This is a genomic window from Enterococcus sp. CR-Ec1, from assembly GCF_002850555.1.
In the GTDB taxonomy this organism is placed as follows: Bacteria; Bacillota; Bacilli; order Lactobacillales; family Enterococcaceae; genus Enterococcus_D; species Enterococcus_D entomosocium.
Window position 1 is genome coordinate 3,552,640 of record NZ_CP025223.1, and the last position, 21,632, is coordinate 3,574,271.

The following is a 21,632-nucleotide window of genomic DNA, read 5'->3' on the forward strand; positions in this document are numbered from 1 at the left end:
CTCGTAAATGAATATTCTCATGATTGTCTTCGATCATTTCAATCACTCTTGGTTCATTCGTAGCGTACGCTTACTTCAACAGAATTCATCATATATTCTAATACACTATCACTGATTTTTCGCAACAGCCGGATTCTCAAAGAATGATTTGTAGATGAAAAAAGCATTCAGAAAACAATGGCTCTCTGGATGCTTCATTCATCAATGTAATAATGTAATGGATAACATAGTTAAAACTGAAATCAAGGTAAATCCATATTCGTTTTTCATAAAATCATCATCCATTCATAACTTAAAAAATGGTCATTCTTAGTAAGTGTTTATTTTCAAGAAAATTCATTCTCTTTACTTAGTAAGATAGAAAAAGACAACAATCATTATGACAACAAGTACCCAAAAATACCATTTTTCAGAGTTTTTTTTCTTCATATCTATTCTCCCTTTCTATTCATCTCAATTTTGAAAGAAACATAATAAGCAAAATGTCGCCTTCTTGAAGGGCAATCGCTATCTGATTCCCTATCCGATTAATTCTCGGTTAACTCATCCCTAAATTTCAGGAATAGGTCTTTCGCTTGTCCTGTACGCATGTTTGTCAGGACTTTAATTTTCTTGACCATGCCAATATCATTTTCTTTTTTTGAAAAAATTTGTCGTGCCATTTCTTCTTTGATCTCTGCTTCTTCTTCCTTCGTTAAATTTCTGACTTCTTTCTTTTTACCAAATAATCCCATCCTGTTCTCCCCTTCTTATAAAATTTATGCGCTTTTCACACTAGCCAGACTGAGCATTCTTTTTATCTAAAATGCGTTTTTCTGTCCATCACTTGATTCCTATACTCTAATCTACCATTTCTGTCGAAACCGAGGAAATGGTTAGTTCTCTTTTTTATTTTTAGGGAAGATATAAAAATAAAACACGGAGCCAATAATGATTGCTGGCGGCACCGAGATGCTCAATAATTTTAAAGCAGTGTTTAAAAGTACACCAAATTTTTCTTGAATAGAAAGATTCATAATCGTGCTGAAGTCTTGATTGAACGAAGTAACGATCATCGTGACAAAAAAGAGCAAGCAAAAACTAATCACCCCATACTTGATACTTACTTTTAAATCATCATTGTCTTTCTTAGTTTCTTCCAAAAGTAATGTTTCTAATGAGATATCCAATTCTTCGGCTATTTTGATCATATTTTTTTTGCTAGGGTACGTAGCACCTACCTCCCATTTTGAGATCGTCTTGTCACTTACTTCTAATAATTCTGCTAGCCTACTTTGCGTTAGCTTGTTTTTTTCTCTATATTCTTTCAGCTTCATTGCTAATATCGTTTCTTTCATTTCAACCACTCCTCATCCATTTCTACCTTTCATTTTGACATAAAACCTACCATTTAACAGGAATTCTTGAAAAAGAGAGTAGAATAGAGGGGATTTTTTAGCTATTTCTGGCGATTTGCCTGAAACATACTACCGAATCCTTCCTTACAACAATAGTTGCTGTGCATTCTGATATCTTCTAAATACTATCAAACCAGAAATTATAAGCATCTGTAAATAATTAAAGGAGAAGCAAAAACTTCCCAGTTTTTGCCCTCCCTCATTTCTCAAGAAAATATGTTAATAGAAGATTCTCTTCCTATCATTCACATTAGAACAAGCCAAAGTATTTTTTCACTTCAATATACACTAAAGGAAAAATGGATAAGCCGATTACCCATAGCCAGTCAACTGCACGAAGAGAGACAAAGCCAAAAATGGTCTGCGTGAATGGAATCGTTACTAACAAGATAATGATCAATGCACCTATGAAGGTTGTCATTACTAACAACGGATTGCTCAAAAAACGCAGCTTCAGGATAGATTTTTTACTTCTACAATTAAACATATGCACAATAGTTGATAATCCCAATACAATAAATGTCATTGTCTGCGAAACCTCTATCGATTCTAGACGTCCAATTAGAATCGCGCCTAATGTGACGCCTGTAAAAACAATTGAAATTTCTACAATTTTTACCAATAATCCTTGCGCAAAAATGCTCGTGTATTTAGTGATAGGGGCTTCCTCCATTGCTTTTTTATCGACTGGTTCAATACTAAGACTCATTCCTGGGATTCCATCTGCAACTACTTTTATGATTAACAATTGAACCGCTGTAACAGGTGCTCCCCACCCAACGAGCAAGGAAATTAAAACGATCGTCAGTGCAGAAATATTGCAACCAAGCATCGCGTATAATGATTTTCTGATATTGCTGTATACCCGTCGTCCTTCTTCAACCGCCTGAACAATCGTCGCAAAATTATCGTCTACTAAAACCATATCAGAAGCTTCCTTTGCTACTTCTGTGCCACCTCCCATTGCAATCCCTACATCAGCTGCTTTTAATGCAGGTGCATCATTGACACCATCGCCAGTCATAGCGACAATCTCATCATTTTTTTGAAATGCTTTTACGATTCGAATTTTATCTTCTGGGGAAGTACGGGCAAAGACTCGATAGTCATCAATCACATGGGCTAATTTTTCATCGCTCATTTCATGTAAATCCGCGCCGGTCATTGCTTTTTTCCCATCGGTGAGAATTCCTACATCTTCTGCGATTTTTTTTGCTGTCAGTAAGTGGTCCCCTGTGATCATTACGGTTTGAATCCCTGCTTGTTTTGCAATAGAAACAGCCGTATAGCTTTCGGGCCGAGCTGGGTCGATAATCCCAACAAATCCTGCAAACTCTAACTGACTTTCAAGAATTTCTTCAGTAAGACGTGTAGGTTTTTCATCGTATCTTTTATAAGCAACGCCCAAAACACGGTATGCTTGATTGGCCAACTCATCATGCTTGTTCACGTAGGTGGGGTTGTTCGCATCAATGAGATCCAAGCGATCAAAAGCCCCTTTTGTGACAGAAACATACTGGTTGTTTACTTTATATAAAACAGTCATTCTTTTTCGTTTTGAATCAAAGGGAACTTCATGAATCTGTTCAAAGGTTGAAGCGACTTTTCCTAGTTCCTCTTTAGTGAAGAGCGATGCCAGTTTTTTTCTGATCGCCAACTCTGTTGGATTACTGGTTACTGTTGCATTTTCTTCCATCGAACTAGCAAGATAGAAAAGAAATAAGAGATTTTTTTCCTTCTCTTCTGTTATTTCTAAGCAGGAAGTCAGTCTATCCTTCATCATAATAACTTCTTTCACGATCATCTTATTTTCGGTAATTGTTCCAGTTTTATCTGAGCAGATAATTGAAACACCTCCAACGGTTTCTACTGTTGAAGGAGTCCTAACGATGGTTTTCTTCAGTGCCATATTCCTCATCCCAACAGCTAGAGAGATTGTTACTACGACTGGCAAAACCTCTGGAATAGCAGCAACAGCCATTGATATTGCGGTCATGATACTGGTCTCTAAAGACAATCCTTTGCTGATTCCTATAGCAATTGCTAGAAAGCCAGAGAGAATAGCGATTAGTCCTAGAACTTTCCCAAGTTTTTGCATTTTTATTTGTAGAGGTGCTATGGTTGTTTCTTCCTTGCTTAATAAGCTCGATATTTTACCAATTTCCGTATTCATTCCTGTCTTTTCAACTCGAACGTTTGCTTTTCCTGTGACTACTAATGAGCCAGAAAAAACCAAGTCTTTTCTGTCCCCTAAAGAATCTTCACTAGAAGAAATATAGGTGGGGTCTTTTTCACTTGGTTCACTTTCACCAGTTAGAAACGATTCATCAACAAAGAAATTACTACTCGTTAAAAGCTTAGCATCTGCTGGAATACGGTCCCCTAATGCCAACTGAACAATATCACCAGGAACAATGTTCAAACTTTCAATCTCTTTTAACACCCCATCTCTGAATACTTTACTCACGGGAACACTCATTTTATTTAATTCACTCATTGATTTTTCCGCATGTTTTTGCTGTCGAATCGACAAATATAGATTAAGAATGACAATTGAAAAGATGACTATTGGTTCCGTAAAATCATCAGGGTGGTTTTGAAATGCAACGTAACTAGATAAGAGCGTTGCAACGATTAAAATCAAGATGGTAATATCCTTCATCGACTCTTTCAAATAGTCATAAAAATGCTTCTCGTCTTTGCTTTCTATGGAATTAAACCCATATTTCTCTAGCTTCATTTCTGCTTCTTTACTGGAAAGTCCCGACTGGTTAGGGCTCTTTCCTTTTTCTTTCAATTGTTCTTTTAACATCTGCCTGTACCTCCTAAAACAAAAAAGAAGTCAGACAAACTAACCATAAAAGCCTAAGGTTAGTTTTTCTGACTTCAATAAGATTTATTCCGGCGAACAAATCTAATGTCATTATTTAAATTCCACCTAATTATTGCACATCCGAATATTTGGGTCAAGATTTTCACGATGACCGAGCAATCAAAATGAGAGAATGGTATGCAAAATCGAGAAAAAGTACGTGTACATCCTTATCCTATAGACAAGAAGCTTGCCCTTACAAAATGATTTCAGGACTTTCTTTACCTAGCACATAATCATTACCTGCTACTTTAAAATACTCTTGAACCAACTGACTTAACTCTTTGATTGCTTCATTCGCCCGAGCCCGTTGCGTTTCATTGATCGATTCAATGAATAAAACAGCATTGGTGGTCGCTTCTGTTAGCATCGTACGTTGAGCTTCCCGCCAATTTAAGCATCGACAGATTGCACCTTTCTCATCATAGTAAATGACTTCCTTTTCCAAGGCTGGGGAATCAGTATCTGCACCTAAGGGAAAGAAAGATTCGCCACCTTTTGCAACGCCTAAATGAAGGTCGCCAACGATTGTATCGAGGTCTTCTCCGCCTAAAGGGACACCATATTTCAAGGAAATACTATTATAAATATCTACTAAAGGATTGATGGGAGAAAATTCTCTGTCTTGATTCACCCGTTTCAACAGTGCTTCGATGGAAGAGCGTACCCCTTTTTTCGTTTTAAATTGCTGAAAAGCACTTCGCCATTCTTGGATCACTTGGTTTTCACTGAAGGTGTCGGTCGTTAAGTAGCGCTTCGCTTGTTCTTTACTACTTTTTAGCAAGTCAGTAAAAAACGTTTCGTGTGCAGCATCGGCAACATTGTTTATATTTTTTACAACAAGGCAGTTGATTTGTGCTTCTGGAAATAGTGCCCAAAATTCTTGATCGATCATTATTTTCTTCACTTTCTCTACACTCCTATTTAGTTTATTTGAACAAATTCATGTCCTTTATTTTTCAGGCTCTCTGTTTTTTCAGCAGCCAGCCGAGCTATATCCTTTTTAACAAAATATCAGCTACCTGTGCTTCCTACCCTAGGTAGCATGAATGTACATTCAATCAGATCCAATCTCCCCAGCGGCGTTATTCGTTTAATAGTCTCTTTTGATCCCATTCTTGACGTTGACCCAATCAACTTCTACCGAAGATTTTATTTTTTTCAGCATTTCCGCAAGATTTTTTCTTTCTAAAGCAGATAACTGTTGAATCGCTACTTTATTTGAATAGTTATTTTCTCTTATGATTAATTGAACCGCTTGTTTCCCTTTGGCGGTTGTGTATAAGTGTTTGATTTTTTTATTTTCTTTGTCTGACTCTTTTAGAATAAACCCATTTTCCTCTAACTTTTTTACCGCCCGGGACAAAGTCGTGCGATCAACTTTGATCCGTTCGGCTAATCGTTCAGGAATAATTCCTTCATTTTCAAATATACGAACTAAGTGAATGTATTGTCCTTTACTGAGTTGAACCTCTTTAAATTCAATATTAGCAATGGATTCCAACATTCTACTGATCGAACCTATCTCACGAAGTATATCCTCCACGAACTATCCCCTCCCTATCTAGCACTATAATAGCCCATTATTGTTGCATATGCAACAATAATGGGCTTGATTTACTTTATTACTCACTCTTAGAAAATGGGTCTATTGAATAAGCTTGTCTCAAAAAATCAGGAGAATACCGAGAAAAACTTCTCTGTACTCTCCTTTTACAAACATTCCAAGTGGAAATACTATCCAAATTTCTCCTAATTTCAAAATCAAATTCATGAAGATGATTGCTTAGTACAGTAGTAAATGAATCAACTTCGTTTTCATTTACTTTCCCCGAATCGTATAATTTTTTTCTTTTTGCTTGCTAAGTTTTTATTTAACCTTGTCTAACGCAGATTGATTGGTTACATCCAATTCGTTGTTTAAAATCACTAAAATTCACATTAGATTTACGACATAAGTTTATGACGCTCTCTCGAGCTTATTTCAATGAGAGTTTACCAACGTATCAAAAACTATTAAGTTTCTGACTCTTTCTAAGAATTGTCCTAATATTCATGAACCTAAATTTTAAATGAACAATGATTTATTTACGAGTTTATGAACACAAAAATACAGTGACACATATAAATTATTGTATCTAAAAAGAGTGTCCAGAAATTCGTCACTTTCTTAACACTCTTTGTCGAAAAATTAAGAAGATCAAAAGCTATTAAATTTCTTCCCCTCATATAGCTGTTAAAAAAATCATGAACTAAAATTCTTATAAACACCTTTTTTAATTGTTGTTTTTTGTATATCTTTTCAGATGTTTTGCTGTGTATGAATCTTCTAACGTTAATAAGTCTATTGGGTACCCTTGAAACAATATTACCTCCAAAGTTCCCCCCGCCAGGTCCCATTTCGATAAGCCATTGAGCCTGACTAATTATTTTGAGATTGTGCTCTAGAACAATCAATGTATTTCCTTTTTGTAAAAGTTTATTCAACAATAATAACAGCTTGTCAATATCCGCCTCATGAAGGCCGGTAGATGGTTCATCTAATATTAGACAATTAGAAGTATCTTGAGCAATTATTTTTGCTATCTTTAAACGCTGAAGTTCTCCACCAGAAAATGTATCTAGCGACTGCCCCAACTTCATATACTCTAGATGAACATCCATGAGAATTTGCATCGTTCTGATCAATAAGCGATCATCAAACAAATCTACTGCTTTTCGAACTGATAATTGTAAAATATCGTAAATAGTGAAACCATGCCATAAAATAGATAAGGCTTCATCGTTATATCTTTTTCCTCGGCATTTCTCACAAACTTGCTCTGCATCCCCCATAAAAGCCAAATCCATTTTTATCACTCCTTTGCCTTTGCACAGAGGACATGCTCCTTTACCGTTATAGCTGAAAAGAGAGGCACTTTTACCAGAACATTGCGCGTAGATGCTCCGAATTTTATCAAAGACATTTAGATACGTGAGAACATTTGAGCGAATGTTGCCATTTATCTGACTCTGGTCTAATATACTTGCTTCAGGATATTTTTTTTTTAAAAGATAGCGAATGAGTGTGCTCTTCCCAGAACCAGCGACTCCGGTTACAACCGTTAATGCTTGTTTTGGCAACACCACAGAAGCGTTTACAACATTGTGCAAACTAACCTCATTTAATTCGTAATAGGAAGAAAATTGTTGTCTTTGTGTATTAACGTTCAACTGATCTGCCAACGCTCTTCCAGTGATGGTGTTCGACTTCAGTAGTTCATCATAGGTTCCTTCAAAGGTGATTTTTCCACCGCTATCCCCGGATCCTGGACCGATCTCAATGATATGGTCTGCAATTTGTATAATATCCGGATCATGGTCAACAAGAACAACAGTATTTCCTTTATCTTTTAACCCCCTAATTATCTTTGCTATTTTTTGAATATCTTCTGGATGGAGTCCAATACTAGGCTCATCAAAAATGTATAGAATATCACTAAGTGCACTGTTAAGATGTTTAACCATTTTTATTCTTTGAGATTCTCCACCAGATAATGTTGCTGTTGGACGGTTAAGAAACAAATAGCCTAAGCCAACCTCCTCCAAACTCTGTAGTTTCTTACTTAAATCTTTCAAAATCACCTGAACAACAGAAGAATGAATCTCTTTAATAAATTTGTTTAGTTCAGGAATAGGCATCCTCACACAGTCTGCGATCGATTTTCCATTTATCTTTGCAGAGCGAACGAGTTTACTTACTCTAGTGCCTTGACAATTGGGACATTCTTTCACTTGCAGAATGTGATTTAATGTTGCACTATATTGCGTGCTTTCTTTTTCGATAAAATTTTTGGTAATTCTGGGAATGATCCCTTCATAACGTGCAGTTTTTGGCCATTTATTCGTAGGATTACTTGGAGTGCTGCCGAGATCATTTAGTAAACGGTCCAATTCTTCTGCTAGGTAATCTTTAATTTTTTTATTGTTATCGAAATTACCAGATTCTGTATACCTAGACAGGCGCCATCCTCCCGGTTGAAAAGTAGGAAATTGAATAGCTCCCTCTGATAAAGATTTGTCAAAATCGATTAATTTATCGACATCAATCTCTTTGACCTCACCTAATCCCTTACAAACTTCACACATGCCCTTGGGATTATTAAACGAATAATTCATAGAATATCCAATAAAAGGGGTTGCAACCCTCGAGAATAGCAGCCTTAAACTTGAATATATATCTGTTACAGTTCCAACTGTGGAACGTGCATTTCCTCCTAGTTTCTTCTGATTAATCACAATAGACACTGGTAGATTTTCTATTTTATCAACGATTGGTTGAGAATAGTGAGGTAGTAGCTGTTGGATATAACTCGAATAGGTCTCGTTTAGTAATCGTTGGGATTCAGCTGCTAAGGTATCAAATACCAAAGAAGATTTTCCCGAGCCTGAAACACCTGTTACGACAGTTACTTGATACTTAGAAAGTTTCAAAGAAAGATTTTTTAAATTGTTTGTTTTAGCTCCTTCGATAGAAATGAGATCATTCATCATACCTCAGCCTTTCCGTTTTAAGCGCTTCTAAATATTTCTTTGCTAGTTCAGCGAACTGCTCTTTTTCCTTCCGATTAAAAACTGCATTTGCGATTTCAGATAAGTGTGTATGTCCATTATCAATAGTTGTTAATAAATGACTTCCCTCTTTTGTCAAAAAAGTGAGTAGTTCTCGACCATCTGTATCATTGGGTTTCTGTTGAATATAATTCATTAATTTTAGCTCTTTTAACGCCTTTGAAAGTTTTGTCCTACTAATTCCTAGCAAAACACTCATTTGTGACGGGCGCATCTCAGTTTCAGAATTTAGAATATTTAAAATATCATATTGAAGCCAACTAATTGTTTTAGGATTTAGTCTGGTTCTTTCAGCCACCAATTCACATTGTAAGTTTACTAATACCTCTTCTAAATTATTCATTGAAAACTTCCCCTCAAATTGATTTCTATTTGGAAACTATATCATTTGGGAAATCAGATGTCAAATAGGTAGTCTATCCATCTGGCGCTTATCATTGTTGTGCGTTGATTCCTGCTTAGTCAAGCAGCCTCTTTCGTAGAAAAATGACAAGTTATTGAAATGGCTAAAAAGGAGTCATGATCCAATGAATTTCTGACACTGGAAAACTTAATTATCGGAAATTCATCGGCCCAAACTAAAAATAGAGTACTCAGAAAATAGATATTTCCAAGCACTCTATGTATTAAAAATCTTTCTTTCACTATCAAAGCAAATGATTTAACTCAAACGATCAATTTGGATCGCACCTTTTATGACGATCAATTTGAGCAGGACATGCGTACTTGAATTCATTTGTTCAACAGGTTTCCCTCGTTAACCATGGCTGCTTTTCTTAGTGTATGATTCTAAACTAAATTCAGTTTCTTCATAGGGAACATCTTCCGCATGTATGCGATTGTATCGCTGCTTAAATTTTCGAAACCCAAACACCACTAACACTTTCACGATTGCATAAAGTGGTATACCGAAAATCAACCCAAACATGCCGAAAAGTTCACCCATTATCCATAGCACAAAAATAATTGTTACTGGATGGATCACCATATGTTTTCCCATGACCTGAGGTTCGATCAGCTCCCCATTTAATAATTGAACAACGATCCAGACAATGCACAACTGAATGAACATCGTAGGAGACGTCATGATTGCAATGATTGCACAAGGGAAAAAGGCGACAACCGGTCCGATATAAGGAACGATAGCTGTTGCGCCAACAAGAAATGCTAAGCTTCCAGAAAAAGGCATGTCGATAATTAAGAAGCCAATAAAAGTCAATGTTCCTATGATCACACAAACGACTAGTTGGCCCTTTAGATAGGCGCCCACCTGATTTTCCATCGTCCGAATGATTTCTTTGACTTCATGACGTAATCTAGGGGGGAAGATACCTAAAGAATACTCTACAAATTGACGGTCATTTTTCAATAAAAAGAACGTGATGATCGGCACTGTCAATAACAACAATAGGACATGGGTAATCGTTGAAAACACTTGTGAAGCACCGAAAATAATATTGCCCAGATATACGCCCACATTATTAGAAACTTGATTTATCCAATTCGCCAGAACCTCGAGTCCCTCATGATATGCTTGTTCATATCTAGTATTTTGTATAAAAGTTTCTATTACTCGTTCAGCTTCGATCAAATAATTTGGGAAGTTTTCGATCAATCGTTCAAATTGTTGGATAAGTAACGGCAGTGCGAGGGCAGTTGACAAGATGAAGGCAGCAGTAAGTGTGCATAATGTAATAATAATACTCAGTACTTTTGAAAGTCCTAGCCCTACCAAAAACTTTACAACTGGTTTAAGTACAAAATATAAAACGAGCGTCATAGTCAACGGAGGAAGAACCACCTGAAATACTTTAACTACTGGCTCAATCAAAAAGGTAAGATTTTTGAACAGCAATAGTGTTGCGCCACCTATAAACAGGACCGCTAAGATGTATAAGAGTGTAGCCCCACCCAACATTTGTATCACTTTATGTTTCTTTTTCATTTCTTCTCCCCGTTCTTTCATTATCTAAATCAATCTTCTTTTCTTGTAAAGATTAGCTCACCCCAAATGGACCTTTTCATTCACTAATCTCCCCCACTTGAGGATTCGATGCGATTTGAAATGAAGACAACTTTTATTTAATAATCTTACCATAATTAGTCATAAAAATACCTCTAAGCTATATCTCTAGCCTAGAGGTGTTTTGATCGTATTCTTGCGTCCGGTCAAAAACTCCAACTCGAAAGGGTTATCTCATTCTACTGTTATAAATGTAGTTCCATTCAGTCTCTTTGTAATTATTCCAATGGAATTGCGCTTTCTTAATTTCATTCTTCTCTTTGTAACAGCTGCCAACGCGAATCGCATACGTAATTAAATTGTTTCGAAAATCGAAATATTTTCTGGAAGTCTTACAACACTAATTAACTTCTTTCAACAATCAAGAAATATTGAATATCATTGAATTTTTTGTTTTCATACTTAAATCATACCCGCATAGTTCCTTAAAATAGGTTCGATAATCATTTTCAGTGATTCGAATGATGTCAGCACTGGTAAATTCGTGAATTTTACATAACTCCACTAAAAGATTCAGCTTTGCATCCAACCCAAGTATTTCTGGAAAATCTTGCCAGAATGATGTTTTCGAAATATTGTCAGTCAGTTCTACCAGTCTGACGAACTGTTGATCAATATACTCTTGAAGTTCAATTTCATCAGCGCAAGAATCACCCAATTCTTGCCAAAAATAGTCCGTATACTCTTTTTTTGTCGTGAATAGAAGCATATTTATTTTCCTTTCTAAACGATTAACATGGTATATTCGGTGCAGCCAAACCACTTATTATATTTTATACTTTTCATTGCCGTCATTCTTGTCTATTCCCTATTCGTTACTCGTATCATTCAAAATCATCTGTATAAACCGAGCATCAGGATCTTACATAAACTACTCAGGTAGCTATCATGTATTTATAGGCATATACAACTACAAAGAAACCTAGGGAAGATTAGTCACACATCATTTGTGAATGAGTAAATGAGAGTTCATCTTCAAGGATCGATTGAAAAAAAAGTCCAATATCAGTCACTTTAGAAATTCGTGGCAAATAAACAAGTTTCGTCTTTGTGTGTACCTGATATTCAAAAGGGATGATATTCGTTATTAGTAAGTGCCCTTTAAACCCTTTGATTTTTTTTTCTAAGTCAGTGTCTTCATATACAATCGTTAATCTACGATAGAAAAATCTCTCCAAAAGAATTGCTACAGTTTCATCTATTAATGATCCGTTTGAAAGAATAACAAGAATTTCATGCGTGCGACCAATTTTTTTGTTTAGATACAAATAAACAATCAACGACCCACAAAAATCAGAAACCCACGCACCCGTAAAATAATTTGATTCTTTCAAACTGTTCAAATAATTTTTTAAGTAGTCGAATAAATCTGAATCTAGCGATTGAGCAAATTTATTCGTAACACAATCATTCTTAATATAAATAGGTTCTAGTAATACTTTTGCATATTGTCGTGATAAAAAATCATACACTTCATGAATATCGCAATTAATGCCTAGATACAAAAAACGTTCTCTCAAAATCTCATATAATCCATCGGCAACATTGGCTGCTGTCTGGGATAGATTAGTCAATGGTACGTTGGTTTTGCCACGAAAGTCACAATGCGCGTAAACCATTATGCAAATAAAAAACGCTTCATCTTCAAGTTTGTCATAAGGCACCCTCTTAAATCGGCTCATTTGACAAAGGGTAGCTAGTATTTCTTTATATAAATAACTATTTGTTAAAAATTCCCGCACATGAACGGGAAAAGACAGCTCTCCTTCTCCCATCCTTTGGTAAGTAAGATGAATAATTTTTTTCACTTTTTTCAAAGAAATATCGGGAAATAACTGACCAATTTTGCTAGACAACTCAGATGAATCGTCAAATTCAAAATACGTGGACTCACAGAAAAGATCCCAGTAAAATTTTCGAATCATCACTTCTTCTCCTCTGATCGATAATGGAGAAGTAATCAGTTCAATATGGTACTCTGCCAGTTCGTCACGCAACGTAGTGAGCATCCGATTAAGGGTTGATAGAGAAAAATTCAGTTCTGCCCCCCACTCCGGTAACGTCATTTTTTTCTTAGAAAAAAAGGACGTTACCATTCTAATCAGTGGCTCTTGATCAAAAAATAGTTTTTTTTTAGCATAATAGCATTCGTAATCATGGATGGTCATTCGCATTCCCGACAAAGATCCGTTTAAGTCGATCGCATCTCCAAACAAGTATCTCAAATCATTAAGATCAGCTTGAATTGTTCGCTTACTTAAATTTGCTTTTTGAGAGATTTCGCTTAAGGTCAAATCTGAATTAACTTCAAGTAACATAAGCAACTGTAACGATCGTTTACTATGTGCATTAAGTATTAGTTTTGTTGCTAGAGAATCCACTTATTTTGGCCTCCTATCACTATGCAATCTTCTGAGGTTACTTTCTTTTCCTTATAAGAATCACTAAGAGTAATAGTATAACAAGAAAAATCGAGACTAATAACCAGTAATTAGTTTGGCTAGGAATAGTTATATCTTGTCGATTAAATGTCTTAGATGTCTGATCATCTACCACAAATGATTTCGTCCACTCCCATTCCAGTTCTCCAGAACTTGCTTGTAGATGAAGGACATAAGTACCTGGAGCAAATGACTCACCATTCAAAGGAATTGGAAAGGCAAAATTGGAGTGCGGCGCCATTTGCATTCCTGATGCCTCTGTGGAATAGAGGCGTTTTGTTTGATCTTCATTATAAATTGAGGCAATAACCTCTAACTGATTAACAAACGTCCCCGATTGATTCTGGATCTGAGCACTGAACACATTTCTAAAGTTTAATTGATCCGCATAGATAGCTAAGAGATCTAGCTCGGGAGAAAGTTGCTCCCGCTTATTCGATACAACGAGGCCCATAACATAAGACAGTGTGTTCTCAATAGCCATTGATTCTTCTGATAAATGCTCGCTATCTTTGATTTCTTCCACGCGAATTCCTGCTGCTAGAACACCTTCAAATGGTTTATCTTCTGGTAAGGTCAATAAGAGATCTACTTGTTTCGTCTCCCCTTCACTAAGAGTAATCTTGCCATCTCCTTGAATATAATCAGCCAAAAAAAATGGTAGGGTGTCATCTGGGACATCGGCGTCGCTACCATATTCCACTACACCACTCACATTTGTAAAAGCTGTATGTACGGATATTGATAAGTTGATCTCTTCATCAGACATATTTCGTAACTCCAAGGATAACGTCTGGCTTTCTCCAGGCTCAAGATTCAGATCAAAATAGCCTACCTCAGAATTCACTTGATTTTCACTCAGAATCGGTCTAACTGAAAAACCAGCAGATTGATCAGCAAAAGCAACTGGACCAAAAAACAGGGTCAATATAAAAATTACCACTATGTACATCATAGTTTTCTTACTGTTAAATAGTATTTTATTCATAACGATCTTCCTCTCTATATTCCACGGGGATTGCCTTCATTTCTTTTGCTTCTACCATGAGTGTCTAATTCCTCCCCAGCATAGCAAAACTCATAAATCATATACGCTCGATTTGTGTATGGGACGATGCACAAATTGACCATCATGATTACTAATGAGGAGCAGTACCGCCAGAGTCCTCTCGCTTGTAATCCTCGCAAATGGCCAAACAGAAAAAATAGCCTAACAACCAAAATGATTTCTTATTGGATGTTAGGCTGTTTGAACATCTGATGAAGTACGAATCCAGTTGATTTCTATCATTGAATGACATTATCAGGGACCGATTGAAGAATCCACTCCAAGGTGGTTTCATATGTTCCAGTTTGGCGTTCCTGTTCGGACGCTAAGTGCAGTACAACACTCTCATCTGCTTGGTCTGTTGTACCAAAGGCAAATAACCACGTTTCTAATCCCGATCCTGCTTGTGCCTGAGCGACAGTAGATGAAACACCCGGAAGGAGCGAGAGCTGTTCTGAATGGGTAGGCTGATTTTCTTGACCGGACACTGCTATTGCTTGAATATGATGAAACTGCAAAGAAGCGCCAGCTAAAACATGCCCTGTTCCGCTATTCTTAAACTGTTCTCGTTGTTTCACAGATAAGCGCCACCCATCACTTTGATTTCTTCCACGTCTATCAGAAACTTGTACAAAGTTTGCACGTGTTTCATTTGCTGTTGTTCTTAATGGTTCGGCGTATAGTGTTTCCGGTGCAAAATACGATATTTCTTGATCCCCAAACTGAATCGTAGGAACAAAATCAATGCTTAAAAATCCTTGATTTTCTGGCAGTTCTGGCATCACCTCTGGATGCAATTCTTCTTGAGGATTCTCTGGATCTTTAGGTGAGACTTGTAACGGCCTTATTGTTACTGGAACGGTGTAATCCATTTGAGCGTATTGCCCAGAGGATAACTTTTCTTGCACTCGAACAACCATGGATGAATCTCCTGGCTGATTCGTATCAGGCATTTCAATGATCTCCGCTATGGAAACGTACCCTTCAGCAATGTCAAAATCAAAAAAACTTTCTGCTACTACCAATAACTCCTCTTCAGAAATATATTGCCAAACCTCATTGTTCAGCAACGGCTTCAACTGATTGATCACTAACGGTCTTAGGTTAGTTGCTGTCACTTCATAAAATGCACTATTTTTATGATCCGTGTGATCTGTGCCTACATGTTCTTCTGCTTCATCTTGCATAAGTACATTCCATTCTAGATTAGAGAAGCCAGCTAAGGCGCCATCAAATTCCTCTCCTGATGAAAACAAGTGCGTCGCGCTGACGATATCACCAACCGTTAACTGCAGACGTCCATTTTCTCCCACCGCATTTTCAAAATTTTGTTGTGCTTCGGCAGGTGTTTGCTGAGTAGACAACGTAAAGTCAAAAAAATGTTGGCCTTGGTTTACAAGAATAGTGGCGGAGCCTGAGTATGCATGAAGTGAAGCAAACTCTTGATTTGGCAACTGTTGGATCATTGGTGTAGTTGGGTTTGTCCCACCGCGTCCTGGCGATAGGGACAGTTCGGGGCCCGATTCTCCAACGTGATGTGTAAAAGCGGCTATTGTTCGCCACTCCTCGAAGTTATTCGCCCATGTTCCACGTAAACGTATTGTGTTGCCCCAACGAACGGAAATGGGAATGCGGACAGATAACGTATGCACCGTTCGATATGTAATGGTCACATCTTTAAATCGATCACCTATATAAAGATAGGAGGATGGGTCAATGTAAGTAACATCGTACTCCCCTGAAGACAACAAGACACCATCTGCCGTTACCGTATGAATCGCACTGCCTAAATCAATGTCTTGGGTTCCCTCTCCTAGAAGGATTGTCTGGGGCCTTACTTGTGCTTCAAGATCAATTGTTTCTTCCCAAACATATACGCCAGGATTCGCACCATTATATCCAGACATAAATGCAGTTGAACTAGCAAATGAAACAAAATTAGTTGAACTAGCCAAACTATCTTGAAGTACCCAACGCCCCGTATAGGTTTCCGTTGCCGGTATATTGGATAACCAGGTACCGTTAATTCTTGTTCCGGTACCTAAAGTGAGTTGCTCGAAAGATGTCGCTCTAAACATGTTAATAACCTGGATACTGCGATGCCATGAACTTATATCTAGTTTTTTTAAATTGGACATTTCAGCAAACATTGTGGTAGTACTGGTAACATTAGACATATCCCATTGACTCAAATCTAATTCTGTTATACTACTTGCTCCTTGAAACATTGAGTTCATATTTGTTACATTAGCAGTATCAAACTTTTCAATCCCTTGTATATTTTTCAATTGAGTTAATCCACTGAACAAGCTTGTAGCACTACTATCCAGGATGACTCGATCTTCAAGAATTATCTGTTCAACATCAGTATAGGTTTTCCAAGGCGCTAGTCCGGTCAACCCAACCTCGCCTCCCCTGAGAACGATTGTTGACGATACCAAATCATAGGTCCATGGAACTGTCCCCCATACGCCAGTGATCAACTGGCCTGCGGAAGAACGGGTTTCAGAAGAAACCGCATTCTCTTCTTGCTTGCTTTCTGAAGTGTCCCTACCACTATCACTGGGAGAAACCGCGTCATCTCTTGCCACTTTATCGCTTGATTGTATTTCATCTTCCTCATTATGATCACTACCTTTCTCAACACTATCTTCCATGAAAGAATCGCTAGTTTCCTCATAGACTTCGTTTATAGATACTGTTTGAGCAAAAGTTAGCAATGGGGATGAATGACTGATTAAAGAAAATATCGCTATTAAAACTATGAATTTCTTCATTTTCTTCTCCTCATATTTCAACGAAATAATCTTCTTACAAATATTGTTGATCTCATTCATATAAAAGAGACCAACAATATTCTGCCAATACGTTTTTCGTTGTTCTTAAATAACAGGGGCCAGCGAAGAAGGGACATTGCTTAGACTCCAATTCAATTCACTTGTGAATTGGCCGTTTGCTCGTTCTCCTGGAATTTCTAAAACAATATTCGGATTCACCTCACCATTTAACGTTCCCCAGGTAATCGAATTCCATCCGCGCCCGTTAAGCACTTCTGCACCCATAAGAATTTGGCTGCCATGTTCCGCCGAAATAGTGACAGGATTTGAGTGAATAGCAACCTCGGAATCCCAGGCTTGAGAAAGTCTTGGGTTACTAAACGTAATGGATGCACCATTCAATTGCACATTATTATCATTGGTAAATGGTGTTACTTGTTCAACTCTCAATGTCCATCCTGTTGATACATCACGGGTATCACGAATCTGAGCAAAATGTGGACGCAAAACTTCTTCCCCAGACTCATCATTCACTTCAAAGGACTCTGCCAGGGCCTCAAATTTTAGCAAACCTGTTGAATGAACATTATCGTGCATCCCAAAATTTAAAGTAGGCACGTATGTTATGGAAAACTCCCCGATTTGTACTGGGGGAATGATAATTCCAGGATCTGGGTCTGGGTCTGGATCTGGATCGACCGTGTCAACATCATCAACTATCGAAAGAGTTACTTCTCCTTCTGTTTCTGCATTTCTTGTAATTTGTTCGGCTGAAGCTGTAACAACATTTCCAAACAACAAGCTGCTAAGTAATCCAATTGCTAAATACTTCTTTTTCACTTCTTTTTCCTTCTTTCCTTTTCTTTAATAGAACAAAAACGATCAACAAGATGCTTCCTAGAAACACAATATGTGTTTCTGTTATAGACATTAACTGGGGAAGCCTTTCTGGCTTTTTGTATGTGGGGATTTCTTGAATGTCTGCCTGATCTCCTTTTGGTGGCTCCGGCTGTATTTCGTCTTGAATGATATTTTGAAAGGTAATCGAACTATTCGATTGAACCGTTTGGGCAGAAACAGTTGGGACAAAAATCCACAATGCTAATAAACAAAACCAAATACATTTCCTCTTTAATAATTGCACATATGATCACCTCTTTTTGAACTTGTGTAAATAGTATCGAGTGCTTTAAAACTCTACGTTTCAACGTATTTCTGGTGGTTTTGAATCAGGTTTTCCTGTAGGTATATACACTCCAGTTAAGCCAATTATTCCCTCTCTATCAACTTTTCAAATTTCTTATAAAAACAACTGATATGTCTCATAATTCTTCGTATTTGAGAGGACAATAAAAAAAGACATCCGATACCATCGAATGTCTTGGAAAAGTTGTTAGAATAGGTTTTCTATTTTATAGAATACATAACAAATATCTATTCTAAAAAACGAAGGTTTTTGGCACTTCTTCCGTAAGTTTGTATGCATACTTCTTTCTTACATGACTTAGCTTACATGGAATTCCAATCCATTTGAAATCATTTTTTTCATAGACAGATGAAATAACTAAAAACCACGAGGGAATTTTTATAACATGAAATTTATCAATATAATTTATTCTTCTATTGTTTAATATAGAAAAAGGATCAAAAACTATTAAGTTTCTGACCCCGTTAAGAATTTGTCCAAATACTTATAAAAATGATTTTCAAATGAACAATCATTTAATTTAAAAGTTTAAGGACATAAAAATAAAAAGCTTTACTGCAATTATGGTATCTAAAAAGAGTGCTCAAAAAATAGTTATTTTCTGAACACTCTTTTAAATAGATTCCTAAACACCTTGATGATTTAATCATTTGGATATTATTAACAGATAAACCGCATAATTTGCTGCACTTTTCAACGCACCCCACCATATTCTTCAAATAATTTAGTCATCATCCATTGTATCTCACTCTTGGTCTGACTTTAATCTCTCACATATTAGGTTGCAGTTTCATTGGTAAATTCAATGATTAAATAATGATGATAACATTTTAGACTATATTATGCTATTTAGCAGTTCACCCATAGTGGCTACAATATACATTTCCTCTGTTTCAAAAATAATATTGTTTTTACTAGAATAAACATTATATATCTCGTGTCCTACTTTTTCACTAATATCTATTTTTTTAATATAGCACATAGTTTTATCAAATAAGTAAATGGAATCTTCTGCAAAAACGCAAATATAATCATTAAATTGTCGAAGTTCAAATATGGTAGCGTCACACCCAATTTCTTTTACTTCAGTTAAATGGCTATACAAATTACATTTAATCATTATTTGTGTTTCTGCATCAGTATATGCGATTAAAAAGATATCACCATTAGCGGATGTTGTAGATATAGCCCCTAGATCAATGAATGTCGAAGTTAAATGATGAGGGAGTACCGCATTAAATCTATTTAAATCTATATTGAATTCTACTAATCCATAGTGAGCCCAATCGTTTTCTGCGGATAGTATTCCTTCTTCATTATACGCAACTAATACTCCGCTTGGAGATGGCACTATATTTAGTATTCCATTTCCTAATACAGTAATAGAATTATTTATAAAGATAGCCTCTTCATCATCCATCGAAAAAAATAGATACCATTCATTTTTATACATCATAATTCCATGAATCTTAATTTCCTTTTGTTCGAACAGTTCATTCTCAAAAGTATGAATTATTTTATCTTCTTCAAAAATTTTAATAGTAGCTTTTTCTTTTGAAAATATACATAAATTGTTTTCTGTGGGTGTAGTTAAGATTGTTAGGTTATCTTTTAATGGTAATTCTCTCATCATATGCACCTGCACTTTTTTTCGTCGTTGATGATAGCTCTAAGATCTGTGACCGTCCCGCGTTCTTTTAACTAATCGGAAAACATAAAGAAACTCAACAATCCATATTATAACAATTCGAGTAATTTTTACAGCAACGAAAAATCCTACCCAAGTAGTGATTGTTACCGGAATTTATCCATATGAAACAAATTTGTTCAATGGATTACTGTCCAAGTGGGCATGCACATTATAGATTCTCTAAATCGAGATTTAGTTAGATAAAAATTCCGTGAGTTAAGTAGGTCATAAAATAATTTTGTACGCCATATTTTTTGAAGATACGTTAAATAAATTAGTTTTAAAATGAAATCTGTAACCTTTAAAATCTAAAGCAGGTTCATCTAGCAGATTATCGCTTCTAAATGAAAAATTATAATTAAAATCTAGTACTCCTTGAAATTTGAGGACGACCTTGGAAGATGTTTCTAGAGAATTTAATAACAATAATAGACTTGCGTTTTCATATATATCACTTTCCATACCTTCTTCACCGGTTAACATACTAATACTAGCATAGGATAGCGATCCATCTAAATTTAGTATCATACCTGAGTAAAACTCCATTTTTTCAACAAATGAATCATGAAAATTCCCATACTTTTCATTCAAATATCCTACTTCATCCGAATTATTTACATAACTCCACAATTCACATCATCTCCTTTTATTAAATTTCCTATTATATCGTGGGTACTTTTGGCCATTTCCATTTCTATTCTTCCAGCTGTGCTTGTGTGGAACATGGGGATGTCGTTTAGCATTACCGTGATTACTGTAATCGATATCAACACGTGGCTTCCCTTTTTATCATAAATCCTTTTTTGGTGTGTTCTACCATTTTTTTGTTGAGTTTTTGTTTTAGCTTTCCCTCTATATCCCTTAGGGCCTTTATAAGAAAGATTTGGTGTAGATTTTTTATTTTTGTTATAAGGTCGTTTTTTCGCCGAATAATAACCTATACCTGCTCCAGCTAACATAGTTACACCAGTAAAAATCACTTTTGCACTTATATAAATCCCTAGACCAGCTACAATCGTAAAATGCCCATTAGGGTCAACATTCATCACCGGATTATTGTCCGCGTAAGTATATCCATTCATGGTCAATGGATCGTCTTCGTCCCCTGGATCAGGATCAAGAGAGGTAAAAACTCCATGTGCCGGATGATAATACCGTGCCATTAAATAATACTGTTGGATTTCAGCATCGTACGTATATCCGGCATAACCATAAGGATTGCTTTTCGCTAGTTCCGTTTTTGCTTCACTGGTTAGAACGTTTCCCCACGCATCGTAAGTGTAACTGGCTACTTGCTGACCGCTTTCGTCCGTCAATGCCACCACATCACCATGCCCATTGTAATGATAGTATACCTTGTTTTTTCCACTCTTCATAGCTAAGCGAATATTGTCATCAGAGTAGATATAATGACGTAAAACTTGCCCATTCGTATCTGTTTCATACAGCACATCATTACTATCACCATCATAATGGTAGTTCGTTATCTGTCCATTAATCTTCTTAGACAATCGTCGGTTGTCCTCGTCGTACCTAGTTACGCTTTCCAAAAAAATAAGGAGAACT

General features: G+C 36.4%; 16 protein-coding genes and 1 pseudogene. All 17 read right to left on the reverse strand.

The features are described 5' to 3' along the window. Positions 1–527: 527 nt before the first annotated feature. Entirely contained in the window at positions 528–734 is a 207-nt protein-coding gene (locus tag CXM95_RS17105; RefSeq protein WP_101699461.1) for a hypothetical protein, read from the reverse strand. A 141-nt stretch (positions 735–875) separates the two neighbouring features. Continuing rightward, a complete protein-coding gene (locus CXM95_RS17110) occupies positions 876–1,337 on the reverse strand; it encodes a helix-turn-helix transcriptional regulator (protein WP_101699462.1) in 462 nt (153 codons plus the stop codon). A gap of 310 nt (positions 1,338–1,647) precedes the next feature. Then, positions 1,648–4,209: a cation-translocating P-type ATPase gene (locus tag CXM95_RS17115; protein WP_101699463.1), complete on the reverse strand. Its 2,562-nt coding sequence runs from the start codon at positions 4,207–4,209 to the stop codon at positions 1,648–1,650. Between the two features lie 256 nt (positions 4,210–4,465). Beyond that, positions 4,466–5,164 carry a B3/B4 domain-containing protein gene (locus tag CXM95_RS17120; RefSeq protein ID WP_101699464.1) on the reverse strand — a complete coding sequence of 233 codons (699 nt, stop codon included), beginning with the start codon at positions 5,162–5,164 and terminating at the stop codon, positions 4,466–4,468. 198 nt (positions 5,165–5,362) lie between these two features. Next, positions 5,363–5,815, reverse strand: a complete 453-nt coding sequence (locus tag CXM95_RS17125; RefSeq protein ID WP_101699465.1) for a MarR family winged helix-turn-helix transcriptional regulator — start codon at positions 5,813–5,815, stop codon at positions 5,363–5,365. 730 nt (positions 5,816–6,545) lie between these two features. Then, positions 6,546–8,799, reverse strand: a pseudogene (locus tag CXM95_RS17130) (ATP-binding cassette domain-containing protein). Further along, on the reverse strand, positions 8,792–9,223 hold the full coding sequence (locus CXM95_RS17135) for a MarR family winged helix-turn-helix transcriptional regulator (RefSeq protein ID WP_016620260.1): 432 nt from the start codon (positions 9,221–9,223) through the stop codon (positions 8,792–8,794). The pseudogene CXM95_RS17130 and the gene CXM95_RS17135 overlap by 8 nt, the downstream one beginning before the upstream one ends. Positions 9,224–9,637: 414 nt before the next feature. Beyond that, a complete protein-coding gene (locus tag CXM95_RS17140) occupies positions 9,638–10,825 on the reverse strand; it encodes an AI-2E family transporter (RefSeq protein ID WP_035006938.1) in 1,188 nt (395 codons plus the stop codon). A gap of 439 nt (positions 10,826–11,264) precedes the next feature. Beyond that, positions 11,265–11,612: a DUF7006 family protein gene (locus CXM95_RS17145; protein WP_061053421.1), complete on the reverse strand. Its 348-nt coding sequence runs from the start codon at positions 11,610–11,612 to the stop codon at positions 11,265–11,267. Positions 11,613–11,835: 223 nt separating this feature from the next. Next, complete coding sequence (locus CXM95_RS17150; RefSeq protein ID WP_101699466.1) at positions 11,836–13,284, reverse strand: helix-turn-helix domain-containing protein; 1,449 nt, start codon at positions 13,282–13,284, stop codon at positions 11,836–11,838. A gap of 37 nt (positions 13,285–13,321) precedes the next feature. After that, positions 13,322–14,332: a DUF916 and DUF3324 domain-containing protein gene (locus tag CXM95_RS17155; protein WP_101699467.1), complete on the reverse strand. Its 1,011-nt coding sequence runs from the start codon at positions 14,330–14,332 to the stop codon at positions 13,322–13,324. Positions 14,333–14,631: 299 nt separating this feature from the next. Further along, a complete protein-coding gene (locus tag CXM95_RS17160) occupies positions 14,632–17,169 on the reverse strand; it encodes a WxL domain-containing protein (RefSeq protein ID WP_158297433.1) in 2,538 nt (845 codons plus the stop codon). A 105-nt stretch (positions 17,170–17,274) separates the two neighbouring features. Continuing rightward, positions 17,275–18,009: a WxL domain-containing protein gene (locus CXM95_RS17165; RefSeq protein WP_101699469.1), complete on the reverse strand. Its 735-nt coding sequence runs from the start codon at positions 18,007–18,009 to the stop codon at positions 17,275–17,277. Further along, the gene (locus CXM95_RS17170) at positions 17,975–18,313 is read right to left on the reverse strand and encodes a hypothetical protein (protein WP_101699470.1); all 339 of its coding nucleotides are present in this window, start codon (positions 18,311–18,313) and stop codon (positions 17,975–17,977) included. Before CXM95_RS17170 ends, CXM95_RS17165 begins: the two co-directional genes overlap by 35 nt. A gap of 898 nt (positions 18,314–19,211) precedes the next feature. Then, the gene (locus tag CXM95_RS17175) at positions 19,212–20,006 is read right to left on the reverse strand and encodes a SufE protein (RefSeq protein WP_233499065.1); all 795 of its coding nucleotides are present in this window, start codon (positions 20,004–20,006) and stop codon (positions 19,212–19,214) included. Between the two features lie 285 nt (positions 20,007–20,291). Beyond that, positions 20,292–20,696 carry a hypothetical protein gene (locus tag CXM95_RS17180; protein ID WP_005233121.1) on the reverse strand — a complete coding sequence of 135 codons (405 nt, stop codon included), beginning with the start codon at positions 20,694–20,696 and terminating at the stop codon, positions 20,292–20,294. Then, positions 20,681–21,577, reverse strand: a complete 897-nt coding sequence (locus tag CXM95_RS18905; protein ID WP_233499066.1) for an RHS repeat domain-containing protein — start codon at positions 21,575–21,577, stop codon at positions 20,681–20,683. Before CXM95_RS18905 ends, CXM95_RS17180 begins: the two co-directional genes overlap by 16 nt. Positions 21,578–21,632: the final 55 nt, after the last annotated feature.